The sequence below is a fragment of the Paraburkholderia sp. GAS334 genome (assembly GCF_050436625.1).
Taxonomy (GTDB): domain Bacteria; phylum Pseudomonadota; class Gammaproteobacteria; order Burkholderiales; family Burkholderiaceae; genus Paraburkholderia.
In genome coordinates this window covers 57,987-76,500 of the sequence record NZ_JBNDMO010000014.1, presented here as the reverse complement: position 1 = coordinate 76,500, position 18,514 = coordinate 57,987, and the positions used below count along the sequence as shown (strand labels likewise).

17 protein-coding genes are annotated in these 18,514 nt (G+C 61.5%); 11 read left to right on the top strand and 6 right to left on the bottom strand.

Annotated features, from left to right (window positions below):
- Nucleotides 1-433 precede the first annotated feature (433 nt).
- From frc to P3T21_RS23860, 3 genes are read left to right on the top strand one after another with little or no spacing between them, the layout of a single operon-like run.
- Complete coding sequence (frc, locus tag P3T21_RS23870; protein WP_429258419.1) at nucleotides 434-1,681, top strand: formyl-CoA transferase; 1,248 nt, start codon at nucleotides 434-436, stop codon at nucleotides 1,679-1,681.
- Between the two features lie 49 nt (nucleotides 1,682-1,730).
- The gene (locus P3T21_RS23865; RefSeq protein WP_429258418.1) at nucleotides 1,731-2,549 is read left to right on the top strand and encodes a fumarylacetoacetate hydrolase family protein; all 819 of its coding nucleotides are present in this window, start codon (nucleotides 1,731-1,733) and stop codon (nucleotides 2,547-2,549) included.
- A gap of 41 nt (nucleotides 2,550-2,590) precedes the next feature.
- Nucleotides 2,591-3,346 (top strand): NAD(P)(+) transhydrogenase (Re/Si-specific) subunit beta, encoded by a 756-nt coding sequence (locus tag P3T21_RS23860; protein ID WP_429258417.1) that lies wholly within the window; start codon nucleotides 2,591-2,593, stop codon nucleotides 3,344-3,346.
- 65 nt (nucleotides 3,347-3,411) lie between these two features.
- Here P3T21_RS23860 and P3T21_RS23855 read toward each other — a convergent pair whose 3' ends face one another.
- Both P3T21_RS23855 and P3T21_RS23850 read right to left on the bottom strand, forming a co-directional pair.
- Nucleotides 3,412-3,720, bottom strand: a complete 309-nt coding sequence (locus tag P3T21_RS23855; RefSeq protein ID WP_429258509.1) for a hypothetical protein — start codon at nucleotides 3,718-3,720, stop codon at nucleotides 3,412-3,414.
- A gap of 99 nt (nucleotides 3,721-3,819) precedes the next feature.
- The gene (locus P3T21_RS23850) at nucleotides 3,820-4,767 is read right to left on the bottom strand and encodes a LysR family transcriptional regulator (RefSeq protein WP_429258416.1); all 948 of its coding nucleotides are present in this window, start codon (nucleotides 4,765-4,767) and stop codon (nucleotides 3,820-3,822) included.
- Between the two features lie 359 nt (nucleotides 4,768-5,126).
- Here P3T21_RS23850 and oxlT point away from each other — a divergent pair, with 359 nt between their 5' ends.
- From oxlT to P3T21_RS23835, 3 genes are read left to right on the top strand one after another with little or no spacing between them, the layout of a single operon-like run.
- Entirely contained in the window at nucleotides 5,127-6,455 is a 1,329-nt protein-coding gene (gene oxlT, locus P3T21_RS23845) for an oxalate/formate MFS antiporter (protein WP_429258415.1), read from the top strand.
- A gap of 18 nt (nucleotides 6,456-6,473) precedes the next feature.
- Nucleotides 6,474-7,469, top strand: coding sequence for a LysR family transcriptional regulator (locus P3T21_RS23840; protein ID WP_429258414.1), 996 nt, complete (start codon nucleotides 6,474-6,476; stop codon nucleotides 7,467-7,469).
- 59 nt (nucleotides 7,470-7,528) lie between these two features.
- Complete coding sequence (locus P3T21_RS23835) at nucleotides 7,529-8,986, top strand: aldehyde dehydrogenase family protein (protein ID WP_429258413.1); 1,458 nt, start codon at nucleotides 7,529-7,531, stop codon at nucleotides 8,984-8,986.
- Nucleotides 8,987-9,090: 104 nt separating this feature from the next.
- Here the strand turns inward: P3T21_RS23835 and P3T21_RS23830 are convergent, their stop codons facing one another.
- From P3T21_RS23830 to P3T21_RS23820, 3 genes are all read right to left on the bottom strand, one after another.
- On the bottom strand, nucleotides 9,091-10,068 hold the full coding sequence (locus P3T21_RS23830) for a 2-dehydropantoate 2-reductase (protein WP_429258412.1): 978 nt from the start codon (nucleotides 10,066-10,068) through the stop codon (nucleotides 9,091-9,093).
- A gap of 225 nt (nucleotides 10,069-10,293) precedes the next feature.
- Entirely contained in the window at nucleotides 10,294-10,914 is a 621-nt protein-coding gene (locus tag P3T21_RS23825; RefSeq protein WP_429258411.1) for a LysE family translocator, read from the bottom strand.
- A gap of 144 nt (nucleotides 10,915-11,058) precedes the next feature.
- Nucleotides 11,059-11,607 (bottom strand): hypothetical protein, encoded by a 549-nt coding sequence (locus P3T21_RS23820; RefSeq protein WP_429258410.1) that lies wholly within the window; start codon nucleotides 11,605-11,607, stop codon nucleotides 11,059-11,061.
- Nucleotides 11,608-12,080: 473 nt separating this feature from the next.
- Between P3T21_RS23820 and P3T21_RS23815 the strand changes: the two genes are divergently transcribed.
- Together P3T21_RS23815 and P3T21_RS23810 are read left to right on the top strand one after the other, a co-directional pair.
- Nucleotides 12,081-13,508 carry a DUF2252 domain-containing protein gene (locus P3T21_RS23815; RefSeq protein ID WP_429258409.1) on the top strand — a complete coding sequence of 476 codons (1,428 nt, stop codon included), beginning with the start codon at nucleotides 12,081-12,083 and terminating at the stop codon, nucleotides 13,506-13,508.
- A 102-nt stretch (nucleotides 13,509-13,610) separates the two neighbouring features.
- Nucleotides 13,611-13,862 (top strand): GlsB/YeaQ/YmgE family stress response membrane protein, encoded by a 252-nt coding sequence (locus P3T21_RS23810; RefSeq protein WP_429258408.1) that lies wholly within the window; start codon nucleotides 13,611-13,613, stop codon nucleotides 13,860-13,862.
- A 116-nt stretch (nucleotides 13,863-13,978) separates the two neighbouring features.
- On the opposite strand, the gene P3T21_RS23805 is transcribed toward P3T21_RS23810, so the two are convergent.
- The gene (locus tag P3T21_RS23805) at nucleotides 13,979-14,833 is read right to left on the bottom strand and encodes a polysaccharide deacetylase family protein (protein ID WP_429258407.1); all 855 of its coding nucleotides are present in this window, start codon (nucleotides 14,831-14,833) and stop codon (nucleotides 13,979-13,981) included.
- Nucleotides 14,834-15,320: 487 nt separating this feature from the next.
- On the opposite strand from P3T21_RS23805, the gene P3T21_RS23800 reads away from it, so the two are divergent.
- From P3T21_RS23800 to P3T21_RS23790, 3 genes are all read left to right on the top strand, one after another.
- Nucleotides 15,321-16,208, top strand: a complete 888-nt coding sequence (locus P3T21_RS23800; RefSeq protein ID WP_429258406.1) for a LysR family transcriptional regulator — start codon at nucleotides 15,321-15,323, stop codon at nucleotides 16,206-16,208.
- Nucleotides 16,209-16,311: 103 nt separating this feature from the next.
- Nucleotides 16,312-17,559 carry a D-amino acid dehydrogenase gene (locus P3T21_RS23795; RefSeq protein WP_429258405.1) on the top strand — a complete coding sequence of 416 codons (1,248 nt, stop codon included), beginning with the start codon at nucleotides 16,312-16,314 and terminating at the stop codon, nucleotides 17,557-17,559.
- A gap of 38 nt (nucleotides 17,560-17,597) precedes the next feature.
- A complete protein-coding gene (locus P3T21_RS23790; RefSeq protein ID WP_429258404.1) occupies nucleotides 17,598-18,494 on the top strand; it encodes a glutamate/aspartate ABC transporter substrate-binding protein in 897 nt (298 codons plus the stop codon).
- Nucleotides 18,495-18,514 lie beyond the last annotated feature (20 nt).

The window sequence follows — 18,514 nt, the reverse complement described above, 5'->3', positions numbered from 1 at the left end:
CAGCGGTGGCTTCACCGCTGGCCCTGTTGTCTTTGTGCGTTCCTGTCGACGTATCCGTGTCCGCGTTGACCTTCGTTCCTTCCTTCCTGACCTGGCCCGTTCCGCGTCTCTCCGACCGAAAAGCCGGGAAAGCTCCCCTTGACGCGTCATGAAATCCGGTATGTGATATATCACAACGGATCGTGAATGAATGCGGCTCGGTATTTTCCCTCAGTCGCATCGCGGTTCTGCGGTGGGATTTGAGTCTGAAACCCGCGCCACAAGCCGCTGAAGCGGATATCCGGCCACAAAAACAGCATCGAAATTACGCTTGAATGAATGTGATATATCACATACCGTGTCGGTCAAGGCAGGTCGATCTCACGAAAGACGCAGTGACGCACGACGAACCGGTGTGCACGTAACACGCAGACATCATTGAAGGAGACATGACATGGGCAAAGCGCTCGACGGCGTGCGGATTCTCGACTTCACACATGTGCAATCGGGTCCGACGTGCACGCAGTTGCTGGCATGGTTCGGCGCCGATGTGATCAAGGTAGAGCGGGCGGGTGCAGGCGACATCACGCGCGAGCAGCTGCGCGATATTCCAGACGTCGACAGCCTGTACTTCACGATGCTCAATCACAACAAGCGCTCGGTCACGATCGACACGAAGAACCCCGAAGGCAAGCTGGTTCTCGAAGCGCTGATCCAGAAATGCGACGTACTGGTCGAGAATTTCGCGCCGGGCGCGCTTGACCGCATGGGCTTCACCTGGGAGCGCATCCAGGAACTCAATCCGAAGATGATCGTCGCGTCCGTCAAGGGCTTCGGCCCGGGACCCTACGAGGACTGCAAGGTCTACGAGAACGTCGCGCAATGCGCGGGCGGCGCGGCCTCGACAACGGGCTTCGACGATGGTCCGCCGGTGGTCAGCGGCGCGCAGATCGGCGATAGCGGCACCGGGTTGCATCTCGCGCTGGGCATCGTCACGGCGCTCTTTCAGCGGGTGTCGACGGGCCGCGGTCAACGGGTGCTCGCCGCCATGCAGGACGGCGTATTGAACCTGTGCCGCGTGAAACTGCGCGACCAGCAGCGCCTCGAGCGCACCGGCGTCATGAAGGAGTATCCGCAGTACCCGAACGGCACGTTCGGCGAAGCGGTGCCGCGCGCCGGCAATGCGTCAGGTGGAGGCCAGCCAGGCTGGATCCTGAAGTGCAAGGGCTGGGAAGCCGACCCCAACGCATACATCTACTTCATCACGCAGGCGCCCGTGTGGGCGAAGATCTGCAACGTGATCGGCAAGGAAGAATGGGCCACCGATCCCGAATACGCGACACCCGCCGCGCGTCTGCCGCGTCTGAAGGAAATCTTCGCTGAAATCGAGCGCTGGACGATGACGAAGACCAAGTTCGAGGCGATGGAAATCCTCAACAAGTACGACATCCCTTGCGGCCCGATCCTCTCGATGAAGGAAATCGCCGAGGAGCCGTCGCTGCGCAAGACGGGCACGATCGTTGAAGTCGATCATCCGTTGCGCGGCAAGTATCTGACGGTCGGCAATCCGATCAAGCTGTCGGACAGTCCCACTGAAGTGACGCGCTCGCCGTTGCTCGGTGAACACACCGAAGAGGTGATGGCCGAACTCGGCTACTCGCTGGATCAGATCAGCGCGTTGCGCGTGGCCGGCGCCATCTGACGCTTTTCGTTCACACGAGAAGATTGCACTCACTCACGAGGAACTGACCGTGGAAACCTGGATGCGCTTCAAGTCGAACGACGGCAACATCGTCTTCGGTCGTGTTGAAAACGGCTACCTGCACGAGTACGCGGGCCTTCATCATCCGGTGCCCACAGGCGCCGTGCTATCGACGCGCGCACTCACGCAGATCGCGCCCTGTGCGCCTGGCAAGGTCGTCGCGCTATGGAACAACTTCCACGCGCTGGCTGCAAAGCTCGAAAAGCCGGTACCGTCGCATCCGCTTTTTCTGATCAAGCCGGCAGAATCGGTGATCGGATCAGGCGATCCGATCCAGCGGCCAGTCAGTTACAGCGGCAAGATCGCGTACGAAGGTGAACTCGGTATCGTAATCGGCAGGCGCTGTCGTGCAGCGAGCGTCGAAGAAGCCGCCGAATCGATCTTCGGTTACACGATCATCAACGACGTGACGGCCGCGGAGCTGCTCAACGAGAATCCGCACTTTCCGCAATGGTGCCGGGCGAAAGGCTTCGATACGTTCTGTTGTGTCGGTCCTGCGATTGTGTCGGGTCTCGACTGGCACGCGTGCCATGTCGTGACGACCGTCGATGGGGTGGAGCGGCAGAACTATCCGCTGTCGGACATGGTGTTCTCGCCGGCGGAACAGGTCAGCATGATTTCGCATGACCTGACGCTGGAACCGGGCGACGTGATCGCCTGCGGAACGTCGTTGGGCGTCGGGTCAATCAAGGACGGTGCGACCGTGTCGATTTCGATCGAGGGCATTGGCACGTTGAGCAATACGCTCGCGCTTGCAGGCGCGAGCACAGTACAGGCCGCTATCACGGCCGCGAGTATTTCCGTCTGATCTGGGCGACGCCGTACAACGGCGTCGGGGAAGGAGGAGACATGCCGGAAGCACTGGGCAATGCCGTCTATGCAGTTCTCGGCATCCTGTTGACTGTTGTGGGCGCAACTTTTTGTGCGCGGACGGTTCGCCGCCGCGATCTGCTGCATCGGCCGGGTTTCCTGACGTTGCTGGGCAGCGGTGTCGGGCTGATGGTGATCGGCGCGGGCTTCGCGCGATACCTGCTTTCGGCGATGCCCGTCGGGATCGAGCGGGTCGAATCATGCGTCGCGGTATTCATCGGCGGCCTTGTGTTTGCGGGCTCCGTGATCGCCTTCTTCAAGTTGCGCGGCCTGCTGGTGGATCGCAACGCCGCGTTTCCCGGCTACAAGATTGTCAACGTCGTCGCGCTGCTGCTATGCGCATGGCTCGGCTACGCGTTCGTCACCGAAGACACTCATAACTTCGACGTGGCCGCGCTGCTCGCGATGAGTCTGCTGGCCGCTGCGCTTGGCGCACACATGATGACCGCCGCCGACGACGAGCCGCACGCGCACGCATTCGCGACGCCAGGTGCGCGCGTTCATGCACGCTGCGGCGTCATTCACCGGCGCGGCATCCTGGAGCGCATCGAATTGCGCGGCGATCCTTCGCACATCGTAGCGGGCGACGATTTCTCGACGCCGTGCTGGTCGCTGCGCGACGATTGCGATGTGCAGCGCTCGGGTGCATACCGGCGCGGCGTCGAGTGGCGCTATCGCGGAAGGCAGCGTTATCGCGCAATGCGTCACCCGGTGGGGACGCCGGTCGAAAGGTGACCGGCAGGGAAAGGTTGCACGCGCAATCATTCAAGCGCGTGCAGCAAGGCATGTGCTGGTACGTATCAAGCGCTCCGTTGCGGCGTGAAAGCAGCGAAGTACTGGCTCTTTTTCTGCAGGATCAACTGGGCCAGAAAGTCGGCGTCGTATGCCTTGTGCAGATGGGCGTGAAACCGCTCGATGTACGCGGTAATGCGGGCGAGTTCACTGCTGAACTCATTGAGCGCATCGAGCGTGTCGCGGTCCCAGCGAAACCGCAGTCCGAGGTCGCTGAATGCTGCGTTCCAGGCGCTCAGGTGCGCATCGTCAGGACTGTCCGCAATGGTGCGGGCAGCACGCGTGGTGGAATGAGACAGAACCGAAGCGTGGTTGATCATCATCGTGCTCCCAGGCGGTCGAGTGAAATGGCTCGACTCAAGCATAGGCATGAGCACCGATCGGCAATAGTTAAAGTTTTATTGGAAAACCATACGCTATCGCGTATACACGGTCGATTCCTTGAGCTTCGTGATCTGCTCGATCAGGTTCGCGCCTTCTTCCATCAGAAAGCGCTTGAACGCTTCGGCAACGGGCGGCAGGCGTTTGTTCTTCCGGTGCACCACGTACCAGTTGAGCATCACGGGAAAGCCCTCGACGTCGAGCACCACCAGATTGCCGACCTGCAGTTCGAGACTGATGGTGTGGGCGGACAGAAACGCGATGCCCATGCCCGCGATGACCGCCTGCTTGATGGTCTCGGTGCTCTTGATCTCCATCGCAATCTTGAGATTCGTCAGACGGCCGGCGAAGCCTTCTTCCATCGAATTCCACGTATCCGAGCCGCGCTCGCGCACGATGAACGCCTCGCTGGCCAGCTGGTTCAGCTTGATGTTGCGTTTTTTCGCGAGCGGATGATTGGGCGCGGCCACGATCACATACGGATGCGGCGCGAACGGCTCGTTGATCGAATCCATTTCGTGCGGCGGACGCACCATGACCGCAAGATCGGTCTGATTGGTCGACAGTTGATGCAGCAATTCTTCACGGTTATGCACGGCAAGATTGAGCGCGACGCCCGAATAGCGCCGCGTGAATTCGGCGAGCAGGCGGGGAAAGAAATAGTCGCCGGCGCTGATCACCGCCACGTTGAGCGTGCCGCCCGATACACCCTTGAGCCGGCCCATCGCTTCGTCGACCTCATGAAACTGCTGGATGATCGCGCGGCTGTAGTGAAGCATCTCGGTGCCTGCCGGCGTCAGATAGATCTTCTTGCCGAGCTGCTCAAAGAGCGGCAGGCCCGCGTGTTCTTCAAGCTGGCGCACCTGGGTGGAAACGGCGGGCTGCGTGAGATGCAATTCCTCCGCGGCGCGCGAAAAGCTGAGGTGCCGGGCAACGGTCTCAAAGACCTTCAACTGGCGAAGTGTTGCATTTCTCATCGTCATGGCCGATGTATAAGCAAAGGTGAATCTACATAATAACAAACTTTAATTATTAGTTATTGAGCAATGACCCTAGCATGGGTTCTGTAAGACGGCGATTTTCCGTGCGAGCGCACCGGGTTAACGTGTAGGGGTCTGGAGCATACGTAGCAAGGCGAAACCGGGTTAAGTCGGATTAAAGAAAGACCGTCCTGCCAGTTTGACGATTTTTGCATTGCTTTTTATATGGAATTTAATTATGGCAATGCAGGTGCTGAATACTCCCCAAAAGACATTACTTTTCGGGTCATAACTATAAGGTGAAATGCATACAGTATGGCGATCAGGCCTGCTGCACTGAATAGATAGCGGAGACAAGGCAAATGGACGACCTCACCCAGCAACCGCCGGCCCCTTCTTTTATAGGGAACCGGTGGACTCAACTCGTCATCGGCATGGTGTGCATGGCACTCGTGGCGAACCTGCAATATGCATGGACACTCTTTGTCGCGCCGATGAACGCGCGGCATCACTGGGGCGAAGCCTCGATTCAACTCGCTTTCACCATCTTCATCCTGACGGAGACATGGCTTGTTCCGGTGGAAGGGTGGCTCGTCGACAAGTTCGGTCCACGCCCTGTGGTGGCCGTCGGCGCGGTGTGCGCAGGCGTCGCGTGGGTCATCAACTCGTATGCGACCGTTTTGCCGCAACTCTACGTGGCGGCGGTCATCGCGGGGATCGGCGCGGGCGGTGTGTACGGTACGTGTGTGGGGAATGCGCTGAAGTGGTTTCCCGACCGGCGCGGGCTTGCTGCCGGTCTGACAGCGGCAGGCTTCGGCGCGGGCGCTGCTGTTACCGTCATCCCGATCGCGACCATGATCACGCGCAAGGGCTACGAGGACACGTTCTTTTTCTTCGGCATCTTCCAGGGCGTCTGCATTCTCGTGCTGGCGTTGCTGCTCAAGAAACCGAAGCCGCGTGCAGCCGCTGCGCCGAGAAAGAACTTCACAGTATCGAAAATCGATTACACGCCGGGCCAGATGATCAAGACGCCGGTTTTCTGGATCATCTACGCATCGTTCGTCGCTGTAGCTGCTGGCGGTTTGATGGCAACCGCGCAGATCGGCCCCATCGCAAAAGACTGGGGCCTCGCCAAACTTCCGATGACATTCTTCGGCATGACGCTGCCGCTCCTCACCGCAACGCTGTCGATCGACAACATCTGCAACGGCTTCACGCGTCCTTTTTGCGGGTTCATTTCCGACAAGATCGGCCGTGAAAACACGATGTTTTTTATCTTTATCGGCGAAGGGCTGGCGCTGCTCGGGCTGATGCAATATGGCACGAATCCGTATGCGTTCATGACGTTCGCCGCGCTGATCTTCCTCTTTTGGGGTGAAATCTTTTCGATCTTCCCGGCGATCTGCGCCGATACCTTCGGCAGCAAATATGCGGCCGCCAACGCGGGCACGCTGTACACGGCGAAGGGAACGGCTTCGCTGATCGTGCCGATCGCTTCGGTGCTATCGGCGACGGGCGGATGGAACCTGGTGTTCATCGTCGCGGCGGTCATCACGATTGCGGCGGGTATCTCGGCAAAGTTCATCCTCGCGCCGATGCGCGCCCGCTGGGTGGATGCGAGCGACAACCCGGTCGTGCACACCAAAAGTGCCTCGCGTCTGAGCCACTGGCCGGAGCAGACGGGTGAATAACGCACGGCCTCTCGCGCCATGAATATCTCGCTGCATCAATTGAAGGTGTTTGTCGCCGTCGCGCGCCAGCGGAGCTTTACTCGCGCGGCGCGCGAGTTCGATCTGACGCAGTCGGCGGTGAGCCGCTGCGTGCGCGAACTCGAAGACGCGATCCAGCTCAGACTCTTTGACCGCACGACGCGTCAGGTCGAGCTGACGACGGCCGGCGCGAGTCTCGAACGCCGTATCGGCCGTTTACTCGACGAAATCGACATCACATTGCGCGAGGGTCGCGCCGCGCACGAGAGCCACACCGGGGTCGTTGTGATCGCAAGCAATCCGGTGTTGTCGTCGAGCTGGCTGCCGGGCGGTCTCGCGCGCTGCGCGGCGGTTTTCCCCGATCTGATCATCTCCGTCAAGGACGTGCCGCAGGCGGCCGTGCTCGCGAGCGTCGAACATGGCGAGGTCGATTTCGGCGTCGTCTCCGATTTCGATCCTGCCGCGTGCACCGGCATGCATGCGCAGGTGCTGTTTTCCACGCCGCTCTGCGCGGTGTTGCCCGAAGCCCATCCGCTTGCACACCGTCCGACGCTTTTGTGGACCGCGCTCGATGACGTACCGCTCGTCACGCTGAATGCGGATGCCGGCAGCCGCGCGAGCGTGGATCGCGCGCTCGGTGCGCTGCGCACGCGTGGGCGTCCAATTCAGGAACTGGGACACGTGGCTGCCGTATTGCGCATGATCGAACTGGGGCTCGGCGTCGGCATTCTGCCGGTCGATGCGCACTGGCCCGCCCATTCGGGCCGTACCGTGTCGCGCCCGTTACTACCTGAAGTCGCGCTCACGACGATGCTCGTGCGTCGCAAGAACCGCTCACTCCGACCGAACGCAGAAGCCGTCTGGTCGCAGTTTTTCAAGGAAGCTCATCCCCAAGGTCACGCCAATGGTTCGGCGTGGCCCGGCATCGGCGCCCGCGCATCCGCGGTGACGCCGGGCAATGGCACGGCCTTAAGCACCCCTTTAAGGATGCCGTAGCCCGCGCGGTCCTGTGCTTCGGGACGCGCAATGAATCATCTTTTGCAAGGAGCACGACAATGGACACTCAAACAACAGCGGACCTCAAACGTCATGATCTGCTGATCAATGGCAAGCGCCTGCCGCCGGGTACGGGCGAATACTCGGTGGACCTGAACCCCGCCACCGAGGAACCGATCGCGCTGGTCGCGCAGGGCAGCGCGGCGGATGTCGATACGGCGGTCGTGGCAGCACGTGCTGCGCTCAAGGTATGGAACCGGCTGCGCGCGGCGGAACGCGGACGCATCCTCAACCGCTTCGCCGAATTGTTGCGCACGCATCAGGATGAAATCGTCGCGCTCGAAAGTCTGGACGCGGGCAAGCCTGTTGCGTCGGTGATGCGTCAGGACGTGCCGGCTGCCATCGATACGCTCACGTACTACGCGGGCTGGTGCGACAAGATCAACGGTCAGGTCGTGCCGGTGCGTCCCGACGCGCTCACGTACACGCTTCGCGAGCCGGTCGGTGTGGTGGCCGCGATCGTGCCGTGGAATTTCCCGCTGATGATCGGCATGTGGAAGATTGCGCCTGCGCTTGCGTGCGGCTGCACGATGATCGTGAAGCCCGCTGAAATCACGCCACTTTCGGCATTGCGCATCGGCGAACTCGCGCTCGAAGCGGGCGTGCCGCCCGGCGTGCTGAATATCGTGACGGGCAAGGGACGCGTGGTGGGCGACGCGCTCGTCGCGCATCCGGGCATCGACAAGGTGACGTTCACGGGTTCGCCCTCAGTGGGTCGTGGCATCCTGCAGGGCGCCGCGAGCAATTTCAAGCGTGTGACGCTCGAACTCGGCGGCAAGTCGGCGAATGTCATTTTCGACGACGCGAATATCGACAACGCCGTGCGCGCCGCTGCGTCAGGCATTTTCTTCAACACGGGGCAGGTGTGTTCGGCCGGCTCGCGCATTCTTGCGCATCGCAATGTGTATGACGAAGTCGTCGAACGGCTGGCGGCGCGTGCGAAATCGATCCGCGTCGGCGACCCGACTGAACGCGAAACGACGATGGGCCCGCTCGTGTCGGCCACGCAGATGAAGACCGTGCTGGATTACGTCGACGTGGGCAAAAAAGAGGGCGCTTCGCTGGTAACGGGCGGCGCGCGGATCGGTGAGCGTGGCTTCTTCGTCGAGCCGACCGTGTTTGCGAACGTCGAACACGAGATGCGTATTTCGCAGGAGGAGATCTTCGGGCCGGTGGCAAGCGTGATTCGTTTCAACGACGAGGCCGACGCGATCCGCATTGCGAACGGCACGCTTTACAGCCTTGCCGCAGGCGTGTGGAGCAAGGACATCGGTCGCGTGCATCGTGTCGCGCATGAGCTGAGGGCGGGCACGGTGTGGATCAACACGTACGGCTATACCGATGTACGTCTGCCGTGGGGCGGTTCGGGCGATTCGGGCTTCGGTCGCGAGCACGGCGACGTTGCAATCGAGAACTTCACGGAACCGAAAAGCGTGTGGCTCTCGCTCGATCACTGAGCGTCGCTGTTCGTTGATTCTCCGAGATCAAAAGCAAAGGGGCCCGGATGCGACGCATCCGGACCCCATCTTCACGAACGTAAGGTAACGGCCACGCTACGGACTCAATCGCCCTGCATTGCCATCTTTTCGCGTTGCTTGACGAGCGCGAGCACGATGTCGATGGTCGGCGTGGGTTCGTTGACGAGACGCCCCATCTCCTGCACGACGGTCAGCAGCGGGTCAATCTCCATCGGCCGCCGGTGCAGCAGATCGACCAGCATCGAGGTCTTGTGCGCGCCGACAGCACCTGCGCCATCAATCCGCTTCTCGACATCGACGCGGAAATGCACGCCGAACTGTTCCGCGATCTGCTTTCCCTCGATCATCATCGCGCGCGACAACGCGCGCGTGCCAGGATCGCTCGTGATGACATCGAGCGTCGCGTGCGTGAGCGCGCTGATCGGGTTGAAACACAGATTGCCCCACAGCTTGAGCCAGATTTCATCGCGGATGTTCTCGCGAATCGGCGCATCGAAGCCGGCGGCCTGCATCATCTCGTGAAACTGCTGGATACGCGGCGTACGTTCGCCGCTGGGTTCGCCGATCGGAAACTTCTTGCCGTACACATGCTTGATCACGCCCGGTTCAGCGATTTCCGCGGCAGGGTAGAGCACGCAGCCAATCGCGCGTTCAGGGCCCAGCCGTGACCACTGCGAACCGTCCGGGTCGACGCTATTCAGACGCGTGCCCGCGAACTTGCCGCCGTGTTGATAGAAGTACCAGTAAGGGATGCCGTTCGTGCCGGTGATGATGGCCGTGTGCTTGCCGAACAGCGGCTGCATCGATTCGACGACACCGGGCAATGAATGCGCTTTCAGCGTAATGATCACGTAGTCCTGCACGCCGAGTTCGCGCGGATCCGACGTGCAGCGGACTTTGGCGGAGATTTCCTCGCCGTCCATCTGCAACCGCACGCCGTGCTCACGCATCGCCGCGAGATGCGGGCCACGCGCGACAAAACTCACATCGGCGCCTGCCCGCGCCAGTTGCACCCCCATCAGCCCGCCTATTGCTCCCGCTCCGAAGACACAGATCTTCATGGTTTGCCCCAGTGACGATTGAAAGCCGTCTGCCCGTTGCTGCAAATTCAGCGTGCCCGCGCGGGAAGTGCCGTTACGTCAGCGATGCGCGATCACGCGGCCAGCTCAGGCGATGATTCGAGAATAAAAGGATGCATCGATTGATGATAGTTAAAGTTGCTGACCTGAAGCATTAGCAAAGACTTATGGTTTGTCGTTTTGGTGCGTCGTGTGCGGCCATCAGGGTCAGCTGTGGCGCACGAGCAGGAAGCTCAGGCCGATCGCACCCAGAAATGTGCCGCAGCAGCGGTTGAACCAGCGGCGCACATCGGCACGCGTGAGCCATCGCCCGAGCCACATGCCGGCCGCGGAATAGAGCGCAATCGCAATCCATTCGAGTACGAGAAAGCTCGCGCCGAGCACAGTGAACTGCGGCAGCACTGGCTGCGTGATGTCGACGAATTGCGGCAGGAAGGCCGTGAAAACCAGAATCGCCTTCGGATTGCCTGCGGCAACGAGGCATTCGTGTCGCGCGAGGCGCCAGAGCGATGCCTCTTCGTGTTTCGTGGACTCGAACGATGTCGCTTTGCTGCGCCACAACTGGATCGAAAGCCAGATGAGATAACCCGCGCCTGCCAGCTTGATGCCAAGGAATACCCATGCAGAAGCATGCAGTACGGCGGCAAGCCCGGTAGCGGTAAGCGCGAGCATGGCGGCAAACGAGACGAGCCGGCCGGTGCCTGCGATGACGGACGTCAAAAAGCCATGACGCGCTGCGACATTGATCGAGAGCAGGTTGTTCGGGCCTGGCGCCATATTCAGCGCGAAGCAGGCGGGCAGGAAGAACAGCCAGGCGGTGAGTGACATAAGCGGCTCGCTGAATGAACGCCGGTTGCTTCCGCTGGGGAAGCAACCGGCCATAAGGCAGGTCTGGCCGATTGTACCGAACTGGCGACGCCGCGCCTGATCAATGCAGGATCAATGCAGGGTTAATGCCGGGTCAATGCCGGGTCAATGCAGAACGCGGACGAAATCCGGATCGACCAGCAGCGCGGACACATTGGCCGCGACAGTATCTTCGAGCGCGATCGTGTTGTTGGTGAACGTATGGAACTGCCGTCGCACCGTTTTCGTCGACGCGTAGAGTTCGCGGTTCGTGTCGGCCTCGATGAGGACGTAGTGCATCTTCAGCGTCCACCATGCGGGCGAGCGCGCGTCTTCCACTGAGAACGCTTCGATGCGCGCGCTCAGGATGCGCGCGGTGTCGGCGGTATCGACGCCCGCGCGCGTCAGCGTTCTGGCGACAGCATCGCGGACGCTGGCATCGACGTTCCTCTTGAGCGTGATACTGGACACTGCGGTGTTCTGGATGCGGTTCGGCGACAACTGGCCGGCCTGCGCGGGCAGATACGCGAATTCGGACGCGGGCGCGACGCTCAGTGAGCCCGTCGTGGGAGGAATCGTGTCGGTCTTGTGCCGATAGCTCGGGAAGAAGCAGCAGGCCGACAGCAACATCACGCAGCTGAGTGCACCGCTGCGGGCGAAGAGGGAAAGGTTCACGTCGTTAAAGGCTCGCCGGTTCGATGGATGCAGACCTGGTGCGATGCGCCACGTTGCATACGGTTCTCAAAAGAGGTCGAAGTGTCGGCAAGACGACGTGATTGTGAAATGAGATGTGTCCGAAAAGGCAAGGGCGCTCGCATGAGAAAGGGTTTGTCCTGATCGGTTGATTTCGTCCCGTCCGGTGTCGATTCTAAACAATCGAAAAAAACACATCGATCTTTGTGCGAAAGCGCATAGCGAGAGGGCTCGATTGTCATAAAGTGCGGCGCCATGTTCCGGCCCCTTGCGCTGGCGTCCGTCGCAGGATTTAATACAGGCGATGCCCGCCGCCAGGATGTCAGCGCATTCCGGCCGCTTTCCGAACCCGGGAGGCGCCCGATGGCGATAGCGCGAACGCGGCTATCCGTACACAGCCGGACGCGCGACCGGCGCATGCCAGTCCATGATGATTCGAAAAAACGGAGAAATGCATGACGTCGAGCACCATCGCTGAACGGGAAGCGGCCGGTCGTGCCGCGCGGGAACATAGCAGGCGGTCCAGTCACCGCGCGATCGGCGATCTCGACCGCGACCCCATTGCGTTGCTGAAGAAGAGCAGCGAAGGGCGTGTGTCCCGTCTCGTGCCGTTGCGTTATGGACGTATGGCGGTGTCGCCATTCACGTTCTTTCGCGGCACTGCAATCCTGCAGGCGCATGACCTCAGCAAGGTGCCGGACACGGGCATCGCCATCCCGATCTGCGGTGATGGACATCTGATGAACTTCGGCGGCTTCGCAACCCCCGAACGGCAACTGGTCTGCGATCTGAACGACTTCGACGAAGTCGCTTTTGGCCCGTGGGAATGGGACCTGAAGCGTCTGACGGCGAGTCTCGTCGTCGCGGCCCGGCATATGCGGCTGAGCCGCGGCATGGCGCACGGGCTCGTGATGTCAGCGGTAACGATGTACCGCGACTGGATGCAGAAATATTCGGAGTACGGCACGCTCGAACTCTGGTACGAGCGCATCACCTTCGACCGGATGATCGAGACGGCGCTTACGCCCGAGCGCCGCCGCCAGACGCGGCGCGGCATGGAGAAGGCGGCGTCGCGCACGCAGGAAAGCGTGATGGAGAAGATGGCCGAACGCGTCGGCGATGCGTGGCAGATACGCGATGCACCACCGGGTCTCTTTCACGTGCACGGCAGCAACACGCTGTTCGACGCAGAAGACGACTGGTTCAGGCTCGGCGACTGGCACAAGCTGGTGGACGACATGTACGGCGAGTACATGAAGACGCTGACGCACGACCGGCGCGAACTGCTCAACCACTTCGTGCCGCAGGATCTGGTGTTCAAGGTGGTGGGCGTGGGGAGTGTAGGCACGCGGTGTCTTGTGATGCTCAACACCGACCCCCACGATAAACCCCTGTTCCTCCAGATCAAGGAAGCGCGCCAGTCGGTCATCGGCCAGTACTACAAGACGCCGCAGCACTTCAAATCGTCGGGGATCAAGCATCATGGCGAGCGCGTCGTGCGCGGGCAGCGCGCGCTACAGGCCGTCAGCGATATCTTCCTCGGCTGGGCAACGGGTCCTTCAGGGCGACACTTCTACTTCCGACAGTTGCGCGACATGAAGGTGTCCGCCAACATCGAACTGTTCGACAACGACCTGCTTGAAGGGTACGCGCGGCTGTGCGGCTGGATCATGGCGCGTGCGCATGCAAAGGCAGGCGGCAAGGCGATCGAGATCAGCGCCTACATTGGCCGCAGTGACCAGTTTGCGGAAGCACTGGCCGACTATGCTTTCGCGTACGCCGATCAGGTCGAAAAAGACTATGAGGTATTCCTTGACGCGTGCCGCAATGGCGATCTCGAAGCGCGCACAGACGAAGACATGGCCGCCGATTTTCGCGTGTAGTCCGGCCGGACGCGGGCACACGACGCGCAAGGCAAATCAGTCGCGTGGCGTTTCCCGGCCGGCAATATTCGTGTGTAACAGCTTGTTCACTGGGAGATTCGCATGCTTTCGCTCATCGGTACGCTGATTGTGGGTCTGATCGTAGGGCTGATCGCACGGGCGGTGAAGCCCGGCGATGACAGCATGGGCATCATCATGACTATCGTCGTGGGCATTGTCGGTTCGCTGATCGCGGGTTACCTGGGCCGTGCGCTCGGGTGGTATCAGCCCGGCCAGGCGGCGGGATGGATCGCCTCGGTGATCGGGGCGATCATCCTGCTTGTGATCGTCGGCTTCGTCAAAAAACGTATGTAGGGCGTCGGTTGGGGCGCATGGCGTCGTCTGATCCAGACGGCGGCTCGCGCGCCCTTTTTCATGTGGCGTAGCGCGCTTCAGTTGTACGCCTCAGTTATGTGCTTCAGTTACGTGCTTCAGTTGCGTGCTTCACGAAGGGTAACGAAGCGCAGCCCCTGACGCTGTGCCGCTTCGAGCACGCGCGGCAGCACTGCCAGCACCAGCGGTTCGCCATCATCGGTCACGGCGGCGTTGCCGTCGTGGAGAAGCAGGATGTCGCGGGCGGCGAGTCCATCGAGCAGCCGGCGCGCGACGACTTCCGGATCGCGTTCGCGCGTGTCGAAGCCGCGCCGCGTCCACGCGGCAAGGCGCAGATCGAGTTTTCCCAGCACCGGTTCGAGAAAGACATTGCGCAGCCCGGCGGGTGCGCGGAAAAAGTACGGACGCTCGCCGGTGAGCGTTTCGAATGTCTGCTGAGCTGCTTCGATCTCGCGTTTGAGTGCGCCGGGCGGCGTCACCGAAAACGTGTGAACGTGTACCTGCGAGTGGTTCTCGACGGCGTGTCCACGCGCGACGATCTCGCGCGTCAGCACAGCATGACGTTGCGCGTTGGCGCCGATGCAGAAGAACGTCGCGCGCACGCCCCAGGCATCGAGCAGGTCGAGCACTTTCGGCGTGACGACCGGGTCAGGCCCGTCGTCAATGGTGAGTGCGATCGCGTCCGCATTGCCCGCGCTGTCGGGCAGCCGGGTCCAGTTCGGCCCGAGCAGCGATGAGCGCGGCCACAGCCCGGCGACCGTCACGATCACGTGATTGATCATCACGAACGCGAGCCACCACGGCCACGCATGGGGCGCGCTGAGAACACCGGCGAGCGCGAGTGCGTGCCAGGCGATAGTGGCCTTCAGCATCGGCGGAAAGCCATCGTACCGCCAGCGTCGCGCGGAAGAGGGATGTGGCCCGCGTGGCAGGGCCGGTCTGGATTCGATCATGATGCGTTCTGTCCGCCTTCCTCCTTCCAGGAAAGGCTGCGAGTGCGCGCGAAACTGCGCTGAACTGTCAAAGATACCATTTGCGCGCGGCGGACCACGCCGACACATCTCCGCCATACCGGTCGCGTACCTTCCCTCAGACCGTTTTTGCGCCGTTCCGCTGCATCCCTCTGCCTCTCCGGTTCCACGTTGTTCCTGCGGTTTCCCTGTTTTCGTCATGGCCCGGCTTCGCGTGCCGCAATCCGGCCTGCAGCCTGGTTTTTGCCCCGTCCTGGCAGCCCTGCCAGTCCTGATAGCTCTGATAGCCCGTTCCGAACAAAAAGGAGACGTCACTGTGTTCCAGTCGAAACGATGGCGTGCGGCCATCGCCCGCTCTTTTTATCTGGCCACGCCAGTCGAAGTCGCAGTGCAGAAAGGGGCATGACGGAAAACGCTATCCTTGACGTCTGGTTCATGCGGTCTTTCACGACTCAATACCCCACACGTCATGCGTCTGCGTCACATCGAAGTCTTTCACGCCATCATGCGCACAGGGTCGCTGTCGAAAGCGGCCGAACTGCTGTGCGTCTCGCAGCCCGCCGTGAGCAAGATCCTCGCGCACGCGGAGCGCAGCGTCGGCATCGAGCTCTTCAACCGCGTGCACGGCCGCCTGCAACCGACGCGTGAAGCCGAACTGCTGTTTTCCGAAACGCAGAAGCTGCAGAACAACCTCGACAGCATTCGTGATCTGGCGCGCAACCTTGCGTTGCAGCCGGAAGGTCATCTGCGGATCGGCTGTTTGCCGAGCCTCGGCTTGAGGCTGATCCCGCAGGCTGTGCAGGCGTTCCGGCAGGCGTTCCCCAATGTGTCGCTGAAGATCCAGACGCGCCATACGGAAGAACTGCTCAACGCACTGCTCACGCGTGATCTCGATTTCGCCGTCGCGCTGAATCCGCCTGCGCGTCCAGGCATTACGGCCGTGGAACTCGGTCGTGCCGCAGTGGTGTGCGTCGGGCCGCCTGGTCATGACGGGCCGGACAGTTCAGCGGAACCGGTTGCGCTTGCAACCATCGTGGAAGGTGACTGGATCAGCATCGGCAACACCGATCCGCTCGGAGAATTGATCGGTAACGCGCTGGAGGCGCAAGGGCTCGACGGACACGTCGCGACCATAGAAGCGCAGACGTGGTACGTCGCCCGGGCGCTGGCGGCGCGCGGCGTCGGTTGCGTGCTGCTCGACGAATTGACCGCGCGCGCGGGTGGTGAGCCGGTATCGATCCGTCCAGTCGAGCCCGCGATGTCGGTGGGGGTGTTCGCGTTATGGCGCGACGGGGGCCTCGATTCGCAGGCAGGCCGGGCGTTTCTCGATGTACTGCGGGCACCGTTCGCGCTTTGAGACGACTTAACCCTGGGTTATGCAGCCTCGCTTCTGCTCATTTGATGACGCATTTTCGTTGCGTCACACTGCGTCGAACAGATTCTGCAGACGGTGATGATTCATGCGCGTGTGTGTACTCGGCGCGGGCGTCGTAGGGCTAACGACCGCTTATTTTCTGGTCCGTGACGGCCACGAGGTGACGTTGCTCGAAGGCCGCGGGGGCGCTGCGCTCGAAGCGAGCTTTGCGAACGGCGGTCAACTGAGCTACAGCTACGTCGCGCCGCTCGCCGACCCTGCCGTGCTGCCGAAACTTCCTGCGTGGCTGCTCGCGCGCGATTCCGCATTGCGTTTCGTGCCTCGCCTCGACGTTGACCAGTGGCGCTGGTGCGTCGCGTTTCTGCGCGCCTGCCGCGCCACGCGCAGCAGGCAGACCGCGATGGAACTGCTGGCGCTGGGCGCGTCGAGCCGCGCATCGATGCATGAACTCGTGCAGCGCGAGTCGATCGATTTCGATTACGTGCACAACGGCAAGCTCGTTGTTTATCGCGACGCGCGGGAGTTCGATCACGCACGCCGCAAGATGGACTCTCTCGTTGCCGCGGGTTCGGCGCAGCGCGCGCTCGACGCAGCTGCGTGTGTCGCGCTGGAGCCTGCGCTCGAACGCGCACGGCCGTTGCTCGCGGGCGGCATTCACACACCGGCGGAAGAAGCGGGGGACTGTCATCGTTTCGGCGTCGCACTTGCCCGTGTGCTTGAGGAGCGTTATCGCGTCGCGATCCAGTACGAAACGCCTGTGCGTGGGATCCGGATAGAAGGGCGGCGCGCAGTGGCTGCGATTACGCCGCATGGCGACGTGGAAGCCGATGCGTTCGTTGTCGCGCTCGGCATGGGCAGTGTGCCGCTGGTGGCCTCGCTGGGCATCCGCCTGCCCATTTATCCGCTGACCGGCTACAGCCTGACGATTCCCGGAGCACCGGGCCGCACGCCGCGCGTCAGCGTGACGGATCTGCATCGCAAGATTGTCTACGCGCCGCTTGGCGACCGTCTGCGGATCGCCGGCATGGTCGAGATTGCGGGGACGAAGGTTTCGCAGCGCGATGGCCGGCTCGCATTGCTGTCGCAGCAGGCGCAGGAGATTTTCCCGGAGGCCGGCGACTACGCCGCCGCAGCTACGTGGTGCGGTCATCGTCCCGCCACGCCGGACAGCAAACCGCTTCTCGGTGCTACGCACCACGACAATGTCTGGCTCAACACAGGACACGGCGCGCTCGGCTTCACGCTCGCCTGCGGCAGCGCGCGTGCGGTGGCTGACACGCTGGCCGGACGCACGCCGTCAGTCGATATGGCGGCATATGCATTGAACCGGTAACACGCACAATCCACACACTGCTGATAAAAGGAGACACCATGAAACGGGTAGCCACACTGACGTCGCTTGCCATCGCCTGCTCGCTGGGCGCAGGCGCACACGCCGAAGAGCAGAGCCAGACACTGAAAAAAATCCACGACACCGGCGTGATCGTGCTGGGCGTGCGCGAATCGTCGGTGCCGTTTTCGTACTACGACGAGCAGCAGCATGTGATCGGCTTCTCGCAGACCATCGCGCTGAAGATCGTCGATGAGGTGAAGAAAGAACTGAAGATGCCGGACCTGAAGGTCCGCGAAATTCCGATCACGTCGCAGAATCGGATTCCGCTTGTGCAGAACGGAACGGTCGATATCGAATGCGGTTCCACCACGCACACGAAGGAGCGCGACAATCAGGTGGCGTTTTCGAACAGCTTCTTCCAGTACGGCATGCGGATGATCGTGAAAAAATCCTCGGGCGTGAAAGACTTTCCTGACCTTGCGGGCAAGACGGTTGTGACCACGGCGGGCACGACGGAAGAACGCCTGCTGCGGCAGATGAATAACGAGAAGGGCATGAACATGCGCCTGATCAGCGCGAAGGATCATGCTGAATCTTTTCTCAACGTGAAGAGCGATCGCGCGGTTGCGTTTGTGATGGACGATCCGCTGCTGTATGGTGCGAAGGCAAAGGAAGCGGACCCGGAAGAATACGTGATCACCGGCACGTCGCCGCTGTCCGAAGTCTACGGGTGCATGTTCCGCAAGGAAGACCCGGGCTTCAAGAAACTGGCTGACGGTGTGATCGCACGGATGCAGACTTCCGGTGAAGCGGCGGCGCTTTATCAGAAGTGGTTCACGCAGCCGGTGCCGCCGAAGGGAATCAACCTGAACTATCCGCTGTCGTCGGAAATGAAGTCGCTGCTCGCGAACCCGAACGACCGGGCGCTCGACTAGCGGGCGCTTCGATCGAGGCT

Bases quoted from the DNA above. Each gene is read 5' to 3' on its own strand.
- frc (WP_429258419.1), top strand. From the start codon at position 434: ATGGGCAAAGCGCTCGACGGCGTGCGGATTCTCGACTTCACACATGTG.
- P3T21_RS23860 (WP_429258417.1), top strand. From the start codon at position 2,591: ATGCCGGAAGCACTGGGCAATGCCGTCTATGCAGTTCTCGGCATCCTG.
- P3T21_RS23850 (WP_429258416.1), bottom strand. From the start codon at position 4,767: ATGACGATGAGAAATGCAACACTTCGCCAGTTGAAGGTCTTTGAGACC.
- oxlT (WP_429258415.1), top strand. From the start codon at position 5,127: ATGGACGACCTCACCCAGCAACCGCCGGCCCCTTCTTTTATAGGGAAC.
- P3T21_RS23840 (WP_429258414.1), top strand. From the start codon at position 6,474: ATGAATATCTCGCTGCATCAATTGAAGGTGTTTGTCGCCGTCGCGCGC.
- P3T21_RS23835 (WP_429258413.1), top strand. From the start codon at position 7,529: ATGGACACTCAAACAACAGCGGACCTCAAACGTCATGATCTGCTGATC.
- P3T21_RS23830 (WP_429258412.1), bottom strand. From the start codon at position 10,068: ATGAAGATCTGTGTCTTCGGAGCGGGAGCAATAGGCGGGCTGATGGGG.
- P3T21_RS23825 (WP_429258411.1), bottom strand. From the start codon at position 10,914: ATGTCACTCACCGCCTGGCTGTTCTTCCTGCCCGCCTGCTTCGCGCTG.
- P3T21_RS23815 (WP_429258409.1), top strand. From the start codon at position 12,081: ATGACGTCGAGCACCATCGCTGAACGGGAAGCGGCCGGTCGTGCCGCG.
- P3T21_RS23810 (WP_429258408.1), top strand. From the start codon at position 13,611: ATGCTTTCGCTCATCGGTACGCTGATTGTGGGTCTGATCGTAGGGCTG.
- P3T21_RS23805 (WP_429258407.1), bottom strand. From the start codon at position 14,833: ATGATCGAATCCAGACCGGCCCTGCCACGCGGGCCACATCCCTCTTCC.
- P3T21_RS23800 (WP_429258406.1), top strand. From the start codon at position 15,321: ATGCGTCTGCGTCACATCGAAGTCTTTCACGCCATCATGCGCACAGGG.
- P3T21_RS23795 (WP_429258405.1), top strand. From the start codon at position 16,312: ATGCGCGTGTGTGTACTCGGCGCGGGCGTCGTAGGGCTAACGACCGCT.
- P3T21_RS23790 (WP_429258404.1), top strand. From the start codon at position 17,598: ATGAAACGGGTAGCCACACTGACGTCGCTTGCCATCGCCTGCTCGCTG.